General features: G+C 67.4%; 14 protein-coding genes. 9 read left to right on the top strand and 5 right to left on the bottom strand.

Annotated elements, in window-relative coordinates:
- Window positions 1-6 precede the first annotated feature (6 nt).
- A complete protein-coding gene (locus ACGRVM_RS14425; protein ID WP_377172533.1) occupies window positions 7-480 on the top strand; it encodes a flavin reductase family protein in 474 nt (157 codons plus the stop codon).
- 24 nt (window positions 481-504) lie between these two features.
- Here ACGRVM_RS14425 and ACGRVM_RS14420 read toward each other — a convergent pair whose 3' ends face one another.
- The 3 genes from ACGRVM_RS14420 to ACGRVM_RS14410 form a co-directional block, all read right to left on the bottom strand.
- On the bottom strand, window positions 505-1875 hold the full coding sequence (locus ACGRVM_RS14420; protein WP_377172534.1) for a glutamate--cysteine ligase: 1371 nt from the start codon (window positions 1873-1875) through the stop codon (window positions 505-507).
- 77 nt (window positions 1876-1952) lie between these two features.
- Window positions 1953-2483 carry a hypothetical protein gene (locus ACGRVM_RS14415; RefSeq protein WP_377172535.1) on the bottom strand — a complete coding sequence of 177 codons (531 nt, stop codon included), beginning with the start codon at window positions 2481-2483 and terminating at the stop codon, window positions 1953-1955.
- A complete protein-coding gene (locus ACGRVM_RS14410) occupies window positions 2480-3205 on the bottom strand; it encodes a 16S rRNA (uracil(1498)-N(3))-methyltransferase (RefSeq protein WP_377172536.1) in 726 nt (241 codons plus the stop codon). Before ACGRVM_RS14410 ends, ACGRVM_RS14415 begins: the two co-directional genes overlap by 4 nt.
- Before the next feature lie 12 nt (window positions 3206-3217).
- Between ACGRVM_RS14410 and ubiA the strand changes: the two genes are divergently transcribed.
- From ubiA to ACGRVM_RS14370, 8 genes are all read left to right on the top strand, one after another.
- On the top strand, window positions 3218-4189 hold the full coding sequence (ubiA, locus tag ACGRVM_RS14405; protein ID WP_377172538.1) for a 4-hydroxybenzoate octaprenyltransferase: 972 nt from the start codon (window positions 3218-3220) through the stop codon (window positions 4187-4189).
- Window positions 4190-4250: 61 nt separating this feature from the next.
- The gene (locus tag ACGRVM_RS14400) at window positions 4251-6197 is read left to right on the top strand and encodes an OmpA family protein (protein WP_377172539.1); all 1947 of its coding nucleotides are present in this window, start codon (window positions 4251-4253) and stop codon (window positions 6195-6197) included.
- A complete protein-coding gene (locus ACGRVM_RS14395) occupies window positions 6184-6507 on the top strand; it encodes a hypothetical protein (RefSeq protein WP_377172540.1) in 324 nt (107 codons plus the stop codon). Before ACGRVM_RS14400 ends, ACGRVM_RS14395 begins: the two co-directional genes overlap by 14 nt.
- A gap of 156 nt (window positions 6508-6663) precedes the next feature.
- A complete protein-coding gene (locus tag ACGRVM_RS14390) occupies window positions 6664-7497 on the top strand; it encodes a flagellar motor protein MotB (protein ID WP_377172541.1) in 834 nt (277 codons plus the stop codon).
- Between the two features lie 119 nt (window positions 7498-7616).
- Window positions 7617-8921: a flagellar hook protein FlgE gene (locus ACGRVM_RS14385; RefSeq protein WP_377172542.1), complete on the top strand. Its 1305-nt coding sequence runs from the start codon at window positions 7617-7619 to the stop codon at window positions 8919-8921.
- Between the two features lie 51 nt (window positions 8922-8972).
- Window positions 8973-10433: a flagellar hook-associated protein FlgK gene (flgK, locus tag ACGRVM_RS14380; protein WP_377172543.1), complete on the top strand. Its 1461-nt coding sequence runs from the start codon at window positions 8973-8975 to the stop codon at window positions 10431-10433.
- Window positions 10430-11437 (top strand): flagellin, encoded by a 1008-nt coding sequence (locus ACGRVM_RS14375; protein ID WP_377172544.1) that lies wholly within the window; start codon window positions 10430-10432, stop codon window positions 11435-11437. The genes flgK and ACGRVM_RS14375 overlap by 4 nt, the downstream gene beginning before the upstream one ends.
- Window positions 11434-12546, top strand: coding sequence for a flagellar basal body P-ring protein FlgI (locus tag ACGRVM_RS14370; RefSeq protein WP_377172545.1), 1113 nt, complete (start codon window positions 11434-11436; stop codon window positions 12544-12546). Before ACGRVM_RS14375 ends, ACGRVM_RS14370 begins: the two co-directional genes overlap by 4 nt.
- 12 nt (window positions 12547-12558) lie before the next feature.
- On the opposite strand, the gene glpK is transcribed toward ACGRVM_RS14370, so the two are convergent.
- Window positions 12559-14058: a glycerol kinase GlpK gene (gene glpK, locus ACGRVM_RS14365; RefSeq protein WP_377172546.1), complete on the bottom strand. Its 1500-nt coding sequence runs from the start codon at window positions 14056-14058 to the stop codon at window positions 12559-12561.
- 67 nt (window positions 14059-14125) lie between these two features.
- Window positions 14126-15850, bottom strand: coding sequence for an ABC transporter substrate-binding protein (locus tag ACGRVM_RS14360; RefSeq protein WP_377172547.1), 1725 nt, complete (start codon window positions 15848-15850; stop codon window positions 14126-14128).
- Between the last annotated feature and the right edge of the window lie 48 nt (window positions 15851-15898).

Genomic DNA, 15898 nt, shown 5'->3' with positions numbered 1-15898 from the left:
GCCTTCATGACCGTTACAGATACCCGCGCCCTGCGTGACGCCTTCGGCCGGTTCGCCACCGGGGTGACCGTGCTGACCACGCGGGAAGCCGATGGCACGCCGCGCGGCTTCACGGCCAATTCCTTCACGTCCGTCTCGCTCGAGCCGCCGCTCGTGCTCGTCTGCATCGGAAGCAACGCGCTGAGCGGACCCGCCTTTTGTGCGGCGCCCCATTTCGCGATCAACGTCCTCGGGGCCGCGCAGAAAGACACGGCGACGCTTTTCGCATCCCGCAGCGACGAGAAATTCGAGCGGACGGACTGGTATCCGGGCCTGCACGATCTGCCGATTCTGCCCGGCGCGATCGCCACGCTCGTCTGCGCCCGGCACAATCTGGTCGAGGCGGGCGATCATGTCATCCTGATCGGCGAGGTGCTGGAGACCGCGATAGATGACGGTCCGGCGCTGGGCTATCACCGGGGCGGCTTCATCACGATCTGAAAAGGTCGAGGCGGCGGGATCCCCTCAGTAGGAATATTCGGCGTAAATCCGGCTCAGATCGCCGTTCCATTCGCCATCGTAGCGCGCCAGCAGCTCATCGGCGGGCACCTGTCCCGACTGGATACTCTCGCGCAGAGCGTTAAGGAAATGCGTTTCGTCCGGAATGAGGCCTTCGGCGCCGGGACGCGCGCGCGCCTTCAGACCGGCCTCGGAGATGTCGAGCGCGCGGCGCGCCACCTCGTGCATGTCGATCCCGTCCACCTTCGCCTGCAGCCCGTCGACGCTGGCCGCGATGCGCAGCGCCTCGCGCTGCTCGGCGGTCCAGCCGCGCGCCAGATCCCATGCGGCATCGAGGCTGTCGCTGTCGTACATGATGCCCGTCCAGAAGGCCGGAAGCGCGCAGAGCCTGCGCCAAGGGCCGCCATCCGCGCCGCGCATCTCCATGAATTTCTTGATCCGCGCCTCGGGAAAGGCGGTCGTGAGATGGTCGGCCCAATCGCTCAGCGTCGGCTTCTCGCCCGGCAGCGCCGGAAGCGCGCCGCGCAGGAAGTCGCGGAAGGACTGGCCGAGCGCATCGACATACTTGCCGTCGCGATAGACGAAATACATCGGAACATCGAGCGCGTAGTCGACATAGCGCTCGAAACCCATGCCCTCCTCGAAGACGAAGGGCAGCATGCCGGTGCGGTCCGGGTCGAGATCGCGCCAGACGCGGCTGCGCCATGACTTATGACCGTTCGGCTTGCCCTCGAAAAAGGGCGAATTGGCGAAAAGCGCGGTGGCGACGGGCTGGAGGGCGAGCGCCACGCGGAATTTCTGCACCATGTCCGCCTCGGACGAGAAGTCGAGATTGACCTGAACAGTGCAGGTGCGGCGCATCATGACGCGCCCCATCGTGCCGACTTTCTGCATGTAGCTGTCCATCAGCTTGTAGCGGCCCTTGGGCATGAGGGGCATGTCCTCATGTGTCCATTCGGGCGCGGCACCGAGGCCGATGAAGCCAACGCCGACGCGGTCGGCCACGTCCTTGACCTCGCGCAGATGCGCGTTCACCTCGTCGCAGGTGGCGTGGATCGTCTCGAGCGGTGCGCCCGACAGCTCGAGCTGTCCGCCCGGCTCGAGCGAGACGTTCGCGCCCCATTTCTCGAGGCCGATCAGCTTGCCGTCCTCGGTGACGGGCGACCAGCCATGCATGTCGCGCAGCCCTTCCAGAACCGCCAGAACACTGCGCTCGCCCTCGTAGGGGATGGGCTTGTGGGTGTCCTTGCAATAGCCGAATTTCTCGTGCTCGGTGCCGATGCGCCAGTCCGCCGCGGGCTTGCATCCGGCCTCGAGATACTCGGCCAACTGGCCGTGATGTTCGATCGGCCCGCCGCCGGATTGAGGAATGGACATTGGCAGAGCCTCCGCTGGAATTCAGGCCTCAGTAGGTGGCGCGGGGGCGGGGGGGTGTCAACCCGCGACGCACAGGATCAGGTGAGGCGCAGATGCGGCGCGTCGGCGTCGGGGCGGCGCCACAAAATCGCGCGGCCAGGCTCGCTCCGGCGCATCTCGGCCAGCATCCGCTCGGTCCGCATGCCGGGCAGGGCGGCGAAGACATCGAAGAGCACATCGGCCCCCGCCGCCGTCAGGGGGATCATCACATCCTCTTGGCCGGGCTGGCTGAGCGCCCAATGCGCGGGCCTGCCGGTGCGGTCGAGCGCGAGCGCGGTCATCTCGGAGCGCGCGATGACGCCGCCGCCGAGCGGGCCGAAATAGCCGATCGCGCCCTCGTCGATCTCGACGACCCCCGGCCCGCCGCTGCCGCCCGCGAAGCGCATCCGCTGGAGCGCGGCGACGAGCGACACAGCGCCCAGAGCGGCAATGGCGCAGCCCAGCCAGAAGGTGACGCCGAAGGAGGCGAGCGCGATCATCGCGCCCGCCGCGATGACGCCAAGACTGATGAGCGCGCCCCGCCAGCGCGCGAGCGCTCCCAGCGCCTCGGGTCGCAGGAAACTGCTCACACCCAATCCCCGAGCCGGCTTTGCCAGAGCGTCAGCGCCGCGACGGCGGCGGTATCGGCGCGCAGGATGCGCGGGCCGAGGCGCATGGCATGAGCATGGGGCAGCGCGGCGAGGCGCGCGCGCTCGGCCTCGGAAAAGCCGCCCTCGGGGCCGATGAGGATCGCCCAGGGGCCACCATCGCGGGGCATATCGAGAGCCTCGCCACTCGCCAGCGTCTCGTCGCAGAAAAGGATGCGCCGCGCCGGATCCCACGCGTCGAGCAGGCGGCCCAGCTTGGCCAGATCGTCGACCGGGGGCACGAAAGTGCCGCCGCATTGCTCGGCAGCTTCGACGGCATGGGCTTGCAGACGGTCCTGCCGGATGCGCTCGGAATTGGTGAAATCGGTCTGCACCGGACAGATGCGCGCCGCGCCCATCTCGGTGGCCTTCTCGACGATGAAATCGGTGCGGGCCTTCTTGATCGGCGCGAAGAGAAGCCAGAGGTCGGGCGGCATCCGCTGAGGTTGGATCTGGCGCAGGCATGTGAGCGCGCCCGCCTTCTTGCCGGCCTCGGCCACCTCGGCCAGCCACTCGCCGTCCGTGCCGTTGAAGAGCGCGACGGGCGCGCCCACGCCCTGCCGCATCACCCCGAAGAGGTAATGCGCCTGGCCCTGCTCCAGACGAACCGTTTGCCCCGGCCCCAATGGCTGCTCTACATGTAATCTGATCTTGGCCGTATCCATGAGGGGCAACATATGACCGGGCGCCAGCCGAAGCCAGAGGGCACCGTCGCGGATTCGGTCGCCGATTCCGTCAAGGGCAATTGGGTGGATCGCTACGCTCCGGCCTCCGCACGCCCCTACCTGCGGCTGAGCCGGGCGGACCGGCCGATCGGCACATGGCTGCTGCTCCTGCCCTGCTGGTGGGGGCTCGCGCTGGCCATGCTGCATGATGGGCACGCGCGCTGGTTCGACCTGTGGATCTTCGCGGGCTGCGCGCTGGGCGCGTTTCTCATGCGCGGCGCGGGCTGCACCTGGAACGACATCACCGACAGGCATATCGATGGCAGCGTCGCGCGCACCGCCTCGCGGCCCATCCCCTCGGGACAGGTGAGCGTGAAGGGCGCGCTCGCATGGCTCGTCGCGCAGGCGCTGCTGGCCTTCTGCATCCTGCTGACCTTCCCGCCCATGGCCATCGCGCTCGGCATCCTCGCGCTCGCGCCGGTCGCGGTCTATCCCTTCGCCAAGCGGTTCACGTGGTGGCCGCAGGTCTTTCTGGGGATCGCGTTCAACTGGGGCGCGCTCCTTGCCTGGACGGCGCATACCGGGCGGCTCGAATGGCCGGCGGTGGTGCTCTACCTCGCCGGGATCGCGTGGACGCTCTTTTACGACACGATCTACGCGCATCAGGATGCCGAGGACGACGCGCTGATCGGGGTGAAATCGACCGCGCGTCTTTTCGGCGATCGCTCGCCCGTCTGGCTCCGCCGCTTTCTAGTCGCGACGGTCGTGCTGATGACGGCGGCGGTGATTCTTGCCGCCCGTGGCGGTGATCCGGTGGCGCTATTGGTCGCACTTCTGGGGCCGTGGGCGTTCGGCCTGCATCTTGTCTGGCAGATGACGCGGCTCGACACCCGCGACATGCAAGGGCTTTTGACCCTTTTCAGGTCCAACCGGGATGCCGGCCTCCTGCCCCTGCCGTTTTTCGCCGTCGCCCTGCTGGTGTGATTGAATTACCGGGGTCAGGGGCCTAAACACGGGTGATTGTTTCCTGAAGAGTGGGCCAAGCATGCGCCTTTCCTCCATTTTCGCGATCGCCGGGACGTTTCTTCTGGCCGCGATTCTCTGCCTCGTCGCCGCGAGCTTCTCGGTGCGGGTGATCGAGGACAATGCCCGGCACAGCGTGCGCAGCGAGCTGGACAAGGAAGGCATGACCTGGACCGAGGTGGATGCCGACGGGCTACAGGTCTTTCTCGCCGGTGTCGCCCCGAACGAGGCGAAGCGCTTCGCCGCGCTGACCGTGGCGGGCCGGATCGTGGACGCCGCGCGCGTGATCGACCAGATGCTGGTCGAGGACAGCGCCGAGATCGCGCCGCCGCGCTTTTCGGTCGAGATCCTGCGCAACGATCACGGCATATCGCTCATCGGTCTCATCCCGGCCTCCATGGAGCGCGAGGAATTTCTCGAAGAGATGAAAGACGCGGCGGACGGCGGCGAGGTGACGGACCTTCTGGAATCGGCGGATTACCCCGTGGGCGCGAGCTGGGACTCGGCCATCGACTATGCCGTGCGGGCGCTCAAGCAGCTCGACCGGGCGAAGATCTCGGTCGATGCGGGCCGGGTCGCGATCATCACCATGGCCGACAGCCCCGAGGAAAAGGTCGAGCTGGAGCAGAGCCTCCAGCGGCGCGTGCCGTCGAACCTGCGCGTCGCGGTCGATGTCTCGGCACCGCGCCCGGTCATCACGCCCTTCACGCTGCGTTTCCTGATCGAAGAGGGGATCGCCCGGTTCGATGCCTGCTCGGCGGACACGCCCGAGGCGCAGCGCCGCATTCTCGAGGCCGCGCGCGCGGCGGGCCTTGAAGGCGCGGCGGACTGCACCATCGGCCTCGGCGTTCCGACGCCCGAATGGGGCAAGGCCGCCGCGCTCGCCATCAAGGCGGTCGGTGATCTGGGCGGCGGCAGCGTGACCTTCGCGGATGCCGACATCGCCCTGCTCGCCGCGCAAGGCACGGCCGAGTCGACCTTCGACGACGTGGTCGGCGGGCTCAACAGCGATCTGCCCGATGTCTTCGCCCTCCAGGCCGTGCTGCCCCCGCCCGAGACGGAAGGCGCGCCGGTCATTCCCGAATTCGTCGCCACGCTTTCGCCCGAAGGTCAGCTTCAGCTCCGGGGCAAGCTCGGCAGCGAGCGGATGCGCGAGACAGTGGACAGCTTCGCCAAGGCGCGGTTCCGCTCGGACGCGGTCTATAACCGCGCCCGCGTGGTCGAAGGATTGCCCGCCGAATGGCCGATGCGCGTTCTCACGGGTCTCGAGGCGCTGGGGTTCGTCTCGCAAGGCGCCGTCGTCGTGACACCGACCGAGCTCACACTGACCGGCAAGACCGGCCGCAAGGAAGCCGGATCGCAGATCGCGGGACTTCTGGCCGAGAAACTGGGCGAGGCCGCGCAATTCGATATCGACGTCGAGTACAAGGAGGCGCTCGATCCCGTCCTGGGCCTGCCGACTCCCGAGGAATGCATTGCGCAGATCGCGGCCATTCAAGACGAGCGCAAGATCAATTTCGAGCCCGGATCGGCGACGATCGACGCCAACGGGGCCGCGATCATGAACGACATCGCCGACATTCTCGACAAATGCGGCGAGATCCGCATCCAGATCGGCGGCCATACGGACAGCCAGGGCCGCGAAGAGATGAACGCCGAGCTGAGTGAGGCGCGCGCGAATGCCGTGCTCGACGCGCTGCGGGCGCGCCGGGTGCTCACCTCGAGCTTCACCGCCAAGGGCTATGGCGAGAGCGTGCCCATCGCCGGCAACGACACCGAGGAAGGCCGCGAGGCCAACCGCCGCATCGAGTTCAAGCTGATCGAGGCCGAGCCTGCGCCGGAGCCGGAAAACTCGGGGCTTGAAAGCCTCGAGCAAGAGGGGCAGGAAGAGGAAGCCGCGCCGCAGGAAGGCTCCGGCGACGACAGTGGCGATGCAGAGGAAGAAGGCTCGGGCGATGAACAGAACTGAATTCATCATTGCCACGGCGATCATCCTCTTCGTCGCCTTCGCGCTCGGATGGTTCGCCAACTGGCTGGTGCATCGGTTCATTCGCGTCTCGCATTCGGATGTGGGCGAGCTCGACCGCATGGCGCAGGAGCTGCACGAGGCCGAGGAAACGCGCGATCAGGCGATCACCTATCTTCAACAGCGCGAGGCCGAGCTGACCAACCAGCTCAGTCAGACCGAGGCCGAGCTTGCCGCCACGATGGACGGCCTGCGCGAGGCGCGGCAGGAGGCCGAACACATGCGCGCCTATTACGAGCGCGGTCAGGGCTGAGCCTTCCGCCGCGCGTTGCTTGCGTGGCTCAACCTTGCCTGACCGATGAAAGACGCGGCTTGGGGCGCGCGCGAAATGACGACAAGTTGAAGTGTTAAGCGCGCGGTAACGTCCGGAATGCTACCCCTTGGCTCGGGTGAGTTGAGAGGTGGTGAAATGAGCGCGCAAAGCAATGCGGCGCCGGTCATCATCAAGAGAAAGAAGATCGTCGCGGGCGGCGGGCATCATGGGGGTGCCTGGAAGGTCGCCTATGCGGATTTCGTCACGGCGATGATGGCGTTCTTTCTGTTGATGTGGCTGCTGAACGCGACGACGGAGAAACAACGCAAGGGCCTTGCGGACTACTTCAGCCCCGTTGTGCCCATCAGCCGCGTCTCGAGCGGGGGCGACGGCCATTTCGGCGGCGACAGCGTCATGTCCGAGGACACTCTGGTGAGTGATGGGCTCGGCGCGTCGAGTCTTCGGGCGACCGAGTCGCGCATGGCGCGCGGCGTGACCGGCACCGAGGCCGATACCGCGCTCGAGGAGTTGCAACGCCGGATAGAAAGCGCGCTTGCAGGCTCCAGCGGTGACAGCAGGATACCCGCCGGGCTGAAGCGGCACATCCTCACGCGCGTGACCGATGAGGGGCTGGTGGTCGAGCTCTTCGATCTGGCGGGCGCGCCCCTTTTCATCGAGAGCAGCGCCGAGCCGACCGCGATCCTCGTCGCATTGGCGACGCTTCTCGTCGATGTGGGCGCCATGGTGACCAACCCCGTCGCCGCCGAGGCGCATATGCGCGCCGCGCCCGTGGTGCTCAGGGAAAATCCAGTCTGGGAGGTGTCGACGGAGCGCGCGCAGGCGATGCGCGCGCTGCTCAAGAGTGCCGGACTGCCGCCCGAGCGCGTGGCCCGCGTGACGAGCCATGCCGATCGCGACCCGGCGGTGCGCGATCCGATGGCCGTGCGCAACAACCGCATCGAGGTGATCTTCCTGCGCAGGCCCGGATGAGGCGGTGAATGCGCCGGACGGCGCGGAAGCGCATCGGATTTTATCTGTTAGGCGAATGTTAAAGGAGCGCGCGTAAGTCTGTTCGGCAACGAAGGTCGATGCAGCAGAAAGGCGTATCCATGACAATCTCCTCCTCGCTCAATGCCGGGGTCGCGGCGCTCGCCGCCAATGCCAACCGGCTGGCCGCGATCTCGGACAACATCGCGAATTCGGCGACCTACGGCTACAAGCGGATGGAGACGGATTTCCAGTCCATGGTGATCAGTGGCGCGGGCGGCAGTTATTCCGCCGGCGGCGTGCGCTCGGTCAATCAGCGCCTGATCGACCAGGGCGGCTCGCTCACGACCACCGCGAACGCCACCGATCTCGCCGTGCGCGGGCGCGGCATGCTTCCCGTCGCGAGATCGAGCGAAGTCGCGCTCGGCAACGGCTCCCAGCAGATGCTGCTGACCTCCACCGGATCGTTCCGCACCGACGCCGACGGCATTCTCAAGACGGAAAGCGGCCTCGTGCTTCTGGGCTGGCCCGCCAACCCGGACGGCACGGTGCCGAGTTTCCCACGCGACACATCCGACGGGCTCGAGCCGGTGCGCATCAATGTGAACCAGCTCACCGGGGAGCCGACCACATCGATCAATCTCGGCCTCAACCTGCCCGCCACCGAGACGGATGCGGCCGCCACGGGCGCGCCGCAGATGCTCTCGGTCGAGTATTTCGACAATCTCGGGCGCTCGGAAAACGTCAAGATCGAGTTCACGCCGACCGTGCCGGCCACCGGCACCTCGAACGAATGGACGATGACCTTGCGCGACTCGGCGCAGGGCGATGCGCTGATCGGGGAATACACGCTCGTCTTCGACGATGCGCGCACCACCGGCGGCACGCTTCAGTCCGTGACGCCGGGCGGTATCGGCGGATCCTATGATCCGGCCACGGGCTCGGTGATCGTGACGGTCGATGGCGGCCCGATCGAGGTCGGGATCGGCAGGCTGGGCGCGCGCGACGGGCTCACGCAGCTTTCGGACAAGTTCGCGCCCCTCTCCATCGCCAAAGATGGCTCGCCGGTCGGCAACATGACATCCGCGAAGGTCGATCAGAACGGCTTCGTGCATGCCGCCTTCGACAACGGCATCTCGCGGGTCATCTACCAGGTGCCGCTTGTCGATCTGCCCAACCCGAACGGCCTCGTGTCGCTCGACAACCAGACCTTCATGCCGTCGCCCGACAGCGGCTCGTTCTTCCTGTGGGATGCGGGTGACGGGCCGACGGGCGACGTGGTGGCCTTCGCCCGCGAGGAAAGCGCGACCGATGTGGCGGGCGAGTTGACGGACATGATCCAGACGCAGCGCGCCTATTCCTCGAACGCCAAGGTCATCCAGACCGTCGACGAGATGCTGCAGGAAACCACCAACATCAAGCGCTGACGCGCGCGACATGCCGGGGCGCCGCCCTATTCTGCCTGAAGGATTGCCGCGATGAGCCTCACCTCCGCATTGTCGAACGCCATATCCGGCCTTGCCGCGAATTCCCGGGCGGCGGGCGTCGTCGCCGCAAACCTCGCCAACATCCAGACCGATGGCTATGGCCGCCGCGAGATCACGATGACACAGGCGGCGAGCGGCACCGCCGGTGGCGTACGCGTGGCGGCGATCACGCGTCATGTCGATGCCGCCGTCCTGTCCGACCGGCGCCTGGCCGATGCCGAATTGGCGCATGGCGAAACGCGCGCGGCGTTTCTGCGCGGCGTGCAGGAGAGCTTCGGCACGCCGGACCAGCCGGGATCGCTCCTCGCCCGGCTCGCCGCGCTCGAGGCGTCGCTCGTCACCGCGGCCAGCCGGCCGGACGCGCTCGATCGTTTGCGGCAGGTCGGCCTCGAGGCGGGCGCATTGAGCGATGCGTTCAATCGCGCATCGCAGGAAATTCAGGAGGGCCGCACGCGCGCCGAGGCGCAGATCGATGCCGCCGTGACGGGCCTCAACGCCGATCTCGCGCAGGTGCATGAGCTGAACCTCCGCATTCAGGCAGCGCAGCGGAAGGGCGCCGATGCGGCATCGCTGCTCGATCACCGGCAGGTCGTCACCGACCGCATTGCCGCGATGATCCCGGTGCGCGAGGTGCCGCGCGAGGATGGCGCGGTGGCGCTCATGACCCCCGGCGGAGCGCTCCTCGTCGACACCGGCGCCGCGACGTTCTCATTCTCGCGCGCCAACCTCATCGCGCCGCACATGTCCCTCGAGAACGGCGCGCTGTCGGGGCTGAGGCTGGGTGGCGAAGAGATCGCCCCCTCGGGAGCGCGCAGCCCGATCGCCGGCGGGCGGCTTGCGGCCCTCTTCGAGACGCGCGACGTCTTGGCCGTGGATGCCCAGCGGCAGCTCGACGCGCTGGCGCGCGACGTGATCGAACGGACACAAGACCCCGGCTGGGACACCACCATCGGCGCTGGCGATGCCGGCCTCTTCACCGATGCCGGGGGGCGGCTCGATCCGGCAAACGAGGTCGGACTTGCCGGGCGGCTTCGGTTGAACGCCGCCGTGGATCCGGCGCGCGGGGGTGACGTCAGCCGCCTGCGGGACGGTCTGGGCGCGCTCGGCCCGGGGCCTGCCGGGAATGCGGACCGGCTCCACGCGCTCGCCGACGCGCTGGCCGGTCCGCGGGTGATGGCCTCGGGCGATCTCGGCCGCGGGGCGGCCTCCGCTTCGGACCATGGCGCCGCCTTCGTCACCCGCCTCGCCCAGGGCGTGCTCATCGAGGAGCGCGCGACGAGCTTCGCCGCCATGCGACAGTCGAGCCTCGAGGAGCGCCTCTTGGCCGACGGGGTCAATTCGGATGACGAGACAGCGCGGCTTTTGCTGATCGAGCAGGCCTATGCCGCGAATGCGCGCATGATCCAGACGCTCGACGACATGATGGAAACCCTTTTGAGGATCCGACCATGACTTTTCACGCGATAGGCGATCTTGCGCAGTCCTTGTCCTTGCGCCGCCATGCAGCGGCCGCGCAATCCGATGTCTTGCGGCTCGGCCAGGAGCTCGCATCGGGGCGGGTCGCGGCGCTTTCCGATCATCTGGGCGGCAGCTTTGCTCAATTGTCCGACATGGAAAGCCGTCTGGCGCGCGTCGCCGCCCAATCCGCAGCGGGCGCCGAGGGATCGGTGCGCGCCGAAATGATGCAAAGCGCGCTCGAACATGTCGAGACGCAGCTCGGCGCCCTTTCCGGCCACGCCCTGCTCGCCGATCACGAGGGCGAAGGGCCGGCCCTCGGCGCCATCGCGGCGGAGGCCGGGCGCGCGCTCGAAAGCATGGTGGGCGCGCTCAACACGCGGGTCGCTGGCCAGAACATCTTCGCGGGCGATGCGCCGGATGCGTCGCCACTTGCGGGTGCGGCATCGCTCATGTCGGCTGCGCGGGCGGCTGTCGCGGGCGCAGGCGATGCGGCGTCCGTCCGGGCCGCGCTCGATACGTTCTTCGACGGCGCGGGCAGCGGGTTCGAGACCCTGATCTACCGCGGCGGCACGGCCGATGCATCGCCGCACCGGCTCGGCAATGGCGAGGAGGTGAGCCTGTCGATCCGCGCGGACGACGCGCGGCTGCGCGATGCGCTCAAGCAGACGGTCGCGGCGGCGCTGTCGGCGGACGACACCCTGGCGCTCCCCGGAGCCGAGCGGGTCGCGCTTATGCGCGGGGCGGGGGCCGGGATGGCGGGCGCGATCGAGGCCATCGTCTACCTGCGGGCCGATCTCGGGTTCGCCGAGGCCCGGATCGACCAGTCCATGTCCCGCAACGCGTCCGAGGCCGCGGCGCTCGAAATCGCGCGGAGCGATCTCGTGTCGGCGGACCCTTTCGAGACGGCGACCGCGCTCGAGCAGGCGCAGCTTCGGCTCGAGACGATCTACACGCTCACCGCGCGGACGCAGCGCCTCAATCTGGTGAATTTCCTTTGAGACATATCCGCTCCCTGATCGCCGGCTTCGCCATCCTGATCCTCGCCGGTCTGCCCGCGCTGGCAGGGCCGATCCGCATCAAGGATCTGGTGGAGTTCGACGGCGTGCGCGGCAACGATCTCGTGGGCTACGGCCTCGTCGTCGGGCTGAACGGCACCGGGGACGGCCTGCGCAACGCGCCCTTCACCGAGGAGATCATGTCGAACATCCTCGAGCGGCTCGGCGTCAATGTCGCGGGCGAGCAGTTCCGCCCGAAAAACGTCGCCGCCGTGCTGGTCACGGCGAGCCTGCCGCCTTTCGCGCGCGCCGGAGGGCAGATCGACGTGACCGTCTCGGCCATCGGCGATGCCGAAAGCCTTCTGGGAGGCACGCTCGTCATGACGCCGCTCAACGCGGCGGACGGGCAGATCTACGCCGTGGCGCAAGGCACGATCATCGCGGGTGGCGCGGCCGCGCGGGGCGAGGCCGCCGAAGTGGTGCAGGGCGTGCCGACCTCGGGAACGATCCCCGCGGGCGCGCGTGTCGAGCGCGAGATCGCCTTCGAGCTCGGCTCGCTCGATCAGCTGCGCCTCGCCCTGCGCGAGCCCGATTTCACCACGGCCGGCCGCATCGAGGCCGTCGTCAACAGCGCGTTCGGGCGCGCGGTCGCGGTCATGCTCGACAGTGGAACGGTGCAACTGGACATCGCGCGCACGCGCACGGCGTCGCCCGCGCATGCGCTGGCGCAGATCGAGAACCTTCTGGTCGAGCCCGAGCGCAAGGCGCGCGTCGTGGTCGATCAGCGGTCGGGCACGATCGTGATGGGGCAGGACGTCCGGATCAGCCGGATCGCCGTGTCGCAGGGCAACCTGACGCTCAGGATCGAGGAGACGCCAATCGCCGTGCAACCGAACCCCTTCGCCGAGGGGGAGACCGTCGTGGTGCCTCGGACCGCCGCGGCCATCGACGAGGAGCCCGGCATCGGCCTCGCCGAGGTGCCGCCGGGCACGACACTCTCCGAGGTCGTCGCCGGGCTCAACGCGCTGGGCGTCGCGCCGCGCGACATGATCGACATTCTCAAGAGCATCAAGGCCGCGGGCGCGCTTCACGCGGAGTTCGTTGTGCGCTGAGCGAAGCGCGGCTCAGACCTGCTGCGCCGCCGCGACGGCGCGTTTCCATGCGCGGTATTTCTCGCCGCGCAGGCTCTCGGGCATTTGCGGCGTGAAAGTCCGTTCGAGCGCCCACATCTCGGCGAAGCTTTCCTGCGCCGGGTAGAGGCCGGCGCGCAGACCCGCGAGCCAGGCCGCGCCCATCGCCGTCGTCTCGAGCGTGACGGGGCGATCGACCGAGGCGCCGATGATGTCCGAGAGGAACTGCATGGTCCAATCGGACGCGCTCATGCCGCCATCGACGCGGAGCGTCGCGGGGGCGCCCGCGTGGTCGCTCTCGCCGCTCCAATCGAGATGCATCGCTTCGAGGAGATCGCGGGTCTGGTAGCCGACGGACTCGAGCGCGGCGCGGGCGAGCTCGGCGGGGCCGGAATTGCGCGAGAGCCCGAAAATGGCGCCACGGCATTCGGCGTTCCAATAGGGCGCCCCGAGGCCGGTGAAGGCGGGCACGAGGATCACGCTCTGAGCGGGGTCCGCCGCCTCGGCCAGAGGCTGCGTCTCGCTCGCCGCGCGGATCATCTTCAGGCCGTCGCGCAGCCATTGCACGACCGCGCCCGCCACGAAGATCGAGCCTTCTAGCGCGTAGGTCGGCGTGCCGTCGAGCTGATAGGCGATTGTGGTCAAGAGGCGATTGCGCGACCGCACGGGCGTCGCGCCGGTGTTGAGAAGGGCGAAGCAGCCCGTGCCATAGGTCGATTTGAGCATGCCGGGCCGGAAACACGCCTGTCCGATCGTCGCGGCCTGCTGATCCCCTGCGACACCGAAAATGGGGATGGGCCGCCCGAAGAGGTCATTGCGCGTCACGCCGAAATCGGCCGAGCAATCCTTGACCTCCGGCAGCATCTCCATCGGGATGTCCAGCAGATCGCAGATCGTGCGGCTCCAGCGCCCCTTTCGGATATCATAGAGGAGCGTGCGCGCCGCGTTCGTTGCATCGGTGACATGCGACGCCCCGCCGGTCGCCTTCCAGATGAGGAAGCTGTCGACCGTGCCAAAGAGCAGCTTGCCCGCCTTGGCGCGGGCGCGAGCGCCCTCGGTGTTGTCGAGGATCCATTTGAGTTTGGTGCCCGAAAAATAGGGATCGAGCAGCAGGCCGGTGCGCTCGGTCACCATGTCCTCGTGGCCGGCCTCGCGCAGCGCAGCGCAGATGGCAGCGGTGCGGCGGTCCTGCCAGACAATCGCGTTGTGGATGGGCTGGCCGGTTTCACGGTCCCAGACCAGCGTCGTCTCGCGCTGGTTGGTGATGCCGATGGCGGCGATCTCGGCGGCGGTGATGCCCGCGCGCTCGATCACCGCGCGGCAGGTGCCGGCGACGGTGGACCAAAGGTCCGAGGCGTCATGCTCGACCCAGCCCGATTGGGGATAATGCTGCGGAAATTCCTCCTGCGCGACGGCGGTCACGTGCAGCGCCTCGTCGAAAAGGATGGCGCGGCTGGAGGTGGTGCCCTGATCGATCGCGAGGATGTAGGTCATGTAATTCGGAGTCGTTTCGGTGATTGGGTCCGGGGCGCGCCACTGACGCGCCCCGGAAGGATGGGCCTTACTGCTCCCAGGATTTCACCAGCTCGTCATAGCTGATGGTCTGGGGCTCTTCGTCCTCGTTCTCGAGCTTGGGCTTCGGGGCGCCCGGCTGCTCGAGCCAATAGGAGGGATCCTGCTCCTCGTTCAGGACCGGGCCAAGATCGCCCTGGATGCCGGCACGCTCGAGGCGGGCCATCACGTCCTCCATGTCGGCGCAAAGCTGGTCCAGCGCCTCCTGCGAGGTCTTGGCGCCCGACATCGCGTCACCGATATTCTGCCACCAGAGCTGTGCCAGCTTGGGATAGTCGGGCACGTTGGTGCCGGTGGGCGACCACTGCGTGCGCGCCGGCGAGCGGTAGAACTCGACGAGGCCGCCCAGTTTATCCTTGCGCTGGGTGAAGTGGTCCGAATCGATGGTGGACTCGCGGATGAAGGTCAGGCCCACGTCGGATTTCTTGACGTCGACCGTCTTGGAGGTGACGAACTGCGCATAGAGCCAAGCGGCCTTGGCGCGATCCTCGGGCGTCGACTGCATCAGCGTCCAGCTTCCCACGTCCTGATAGCCGACCTTCATGCCTTTCTGCCAATAGGCGCCATGCGGCGAGGGGGCCATGCGCCACTTGGGCGTGCCGTCCTCGTTCATGACGGGCAGATCGGGCGTCACGGTCGCAGCTGTGAAGGCGGTGTACCAGAACATCTGCTGCGCGATGGAGCCCTGGCCCGGGAAGGGACCGGCCTCGCCGAAGGTCATGCCGGCGGCGGCGGGGGGCGAGTATTTCTGGAGCCACTCGATCGCCTTGTCGACGGCATAGACCGCCGCGGGCGAATTCGTCGCGCCGCCACGGGCCATGCAGGCGCCGACGGGTTGGGACTTCTCGTTCACGCGGATGCCCCATTCGTCGACGGGCAGACCGTTCGGCTCGCCCACGTCGCCCATGCCGGCCATGGACATCCATGCATCGGTGTAGCGCCAGCCGAGCGAGGGGTCCTTCTTGCCGTAATCCATGTTGCCGAAGACTTCGCCCTCGACGCCCAGATGGCTCAGATCGCGCCCGGTGAAGAACTCGGCGATATCCTCGTAGGCCGACCAATTGCGCGGAACGCCGAGATCATAGCCATAGGCCTCCTTGAAATCGGCCTTGTTCTTCTCGTCGTTGAACCAGTCGTAGCGGAACCAGTAGAGGTTCGCGAATTGCTGATCCGGCAGCTGGTAGAGCTTGCCATCGGGCGAGGTGGTGAACTCGGTCCCGATGAAATCGTCGAGATCGAGCGTCGGCAAGGTCACATCGGCACCCTCTCCGGCCATCCAGTCGGTCAGGTTGCGGACCTGGCCATAGCGGATATGCGTTCCGATGAGATCGCTGTCGTTGACATAGGCGTCGTAGATGTTCTCGCCCGATTGCATCTGTGTCTGAAGCTTCTCGACGACATCGCCCTCGCCGATCAAATCATGCGTGACCTTGATGCCGGTGATGGCCGTGAAGGCCGGCGCGAGCACTTGCGATTCGTATTCATGCGTCGTGATCGTTTCCGAAACGACGTTGATCTCCATCCCCTCGAAGGGCTGGGCCGCGTCGATGAACCATTGCATCTCGGCTTCCTGCTCTTCGCGGGTGAGCGTGCTGATCCCGGCGATTTCCTCGTCGAGGAAGGTCTTGGCCGCCTCCATGTCGGCAAAGCCCGGTGCGGCCACCAGACCGAGGACGAGCCCCAGCGCGGTGGTCGATCTGAGTGTAACGTTCATTTTAGGTTTCCTCCCTTTGGTTGAACGGTATTGATCTTGGCGCCGCCC

The sequence above is a fragment of the Roseovarius aquimarinus genome (genome assembly GCF_043661195.1).
GTDB lineage: Bacteria > Pseudomonadota > Alphaproteobacteria > Rhodobacterales > Rhodobacteraceae > Roseovarius > Roseovarius aquimarinus.
The sequence above is the reverse complement of the archived record's forward strand: the minus strand, read 5'-3'. Positions and strand labels throughout refer to the sequence as shown.

Excerpts from the sequence above, each read along its gene's own strand:
- ACGRVM_RS14375 (WP_377172544.1), top strand. The coding sequence starts at position 10,430 with ATGACTTTTCACGCGATAGGCGATCTTGCGCAGTCCTTGTCCTTGCGC.
- glpK (WP_377172546.1), bottom strand. The coding sequence starts at position 14,058 with ATGACCTACATCCTCGCGATCGATCAGGGCACCACCTCCAGCCGCGCC.
- ACGRVM_RS14395 (WP_377172540.1), top strand. The coding sequence starts at position 6,184 with ATGAACAGAACTGAATTCATCATTGCCACGGCGATCATCCTCTTCGTC.
- ACGRVM_RS14410 (WP_377172536.1), bottom strand. The coding sequence starts at position 3,205 with ATGGATACGGCCAAGATCAGATTACATGTAGAGCAGCCATTGGGGCCG.
- flgK (WP_377172543.1), top strand. The coding sequence starts at position 8,973 with ATGAGCCTCACCTCCGCATTGTCGAACGCCATATCCGGCCTTGCCGCG.
- ACGRVM_RS14425 (WP_377172533.1), top strand. The coding sequence starts at position 7 with ATGACCGTTACAGATACCCGCGCCCTGCGTGACGCCTTCGGCCGGTTC.
- ACGRVM_RS14360 (WP_377172547.1), bottom strand. The coding sequence starts at position 15,850 with ATGAACGTTACACTCAGATCGACCACCGCGCTGGGGCTCGTCCTCGGT.
- ACGRVM_RS14420 (WP_377172534.1), bottom strand. The coding sequence starts at position 1,875 with ATGTCCATTCCTCAATCCGGCGGCGGGCCGATCGAACATCACGGCCAG.
- ACGRVM_RS14390 (WP_377172541.1), top strand. The coding sequence starts at position 6,664 with ATGAGCGCGCAAAGCAATGCGGCGCCGGTCATCATCAAGAGAAAGAAG.
- ACGRVM_RS14385 (WP_377172542.1), top strand. The coding sequence starts at position 7,617 with ATGACAATCTCCTCCTCGCTCAATGCCGGGGTCGCGGCGCTCGCCGCC.
- ubiA (WP_377172538.1), top strand. The coding sequence starts at position 3,218 with ATGACCGGGCGCCAGCCGAAGCCAGAGGGCACCGTCGCGGATTCGGTC.
- ACGRVM_RS14400 (WP_377172539.1), top strand. The coding sequence starts at position 4,251 with ATGCGCCTTTCCTCCATTTTCGCGATCGCCGGGACGTTTCTTCTGGCC.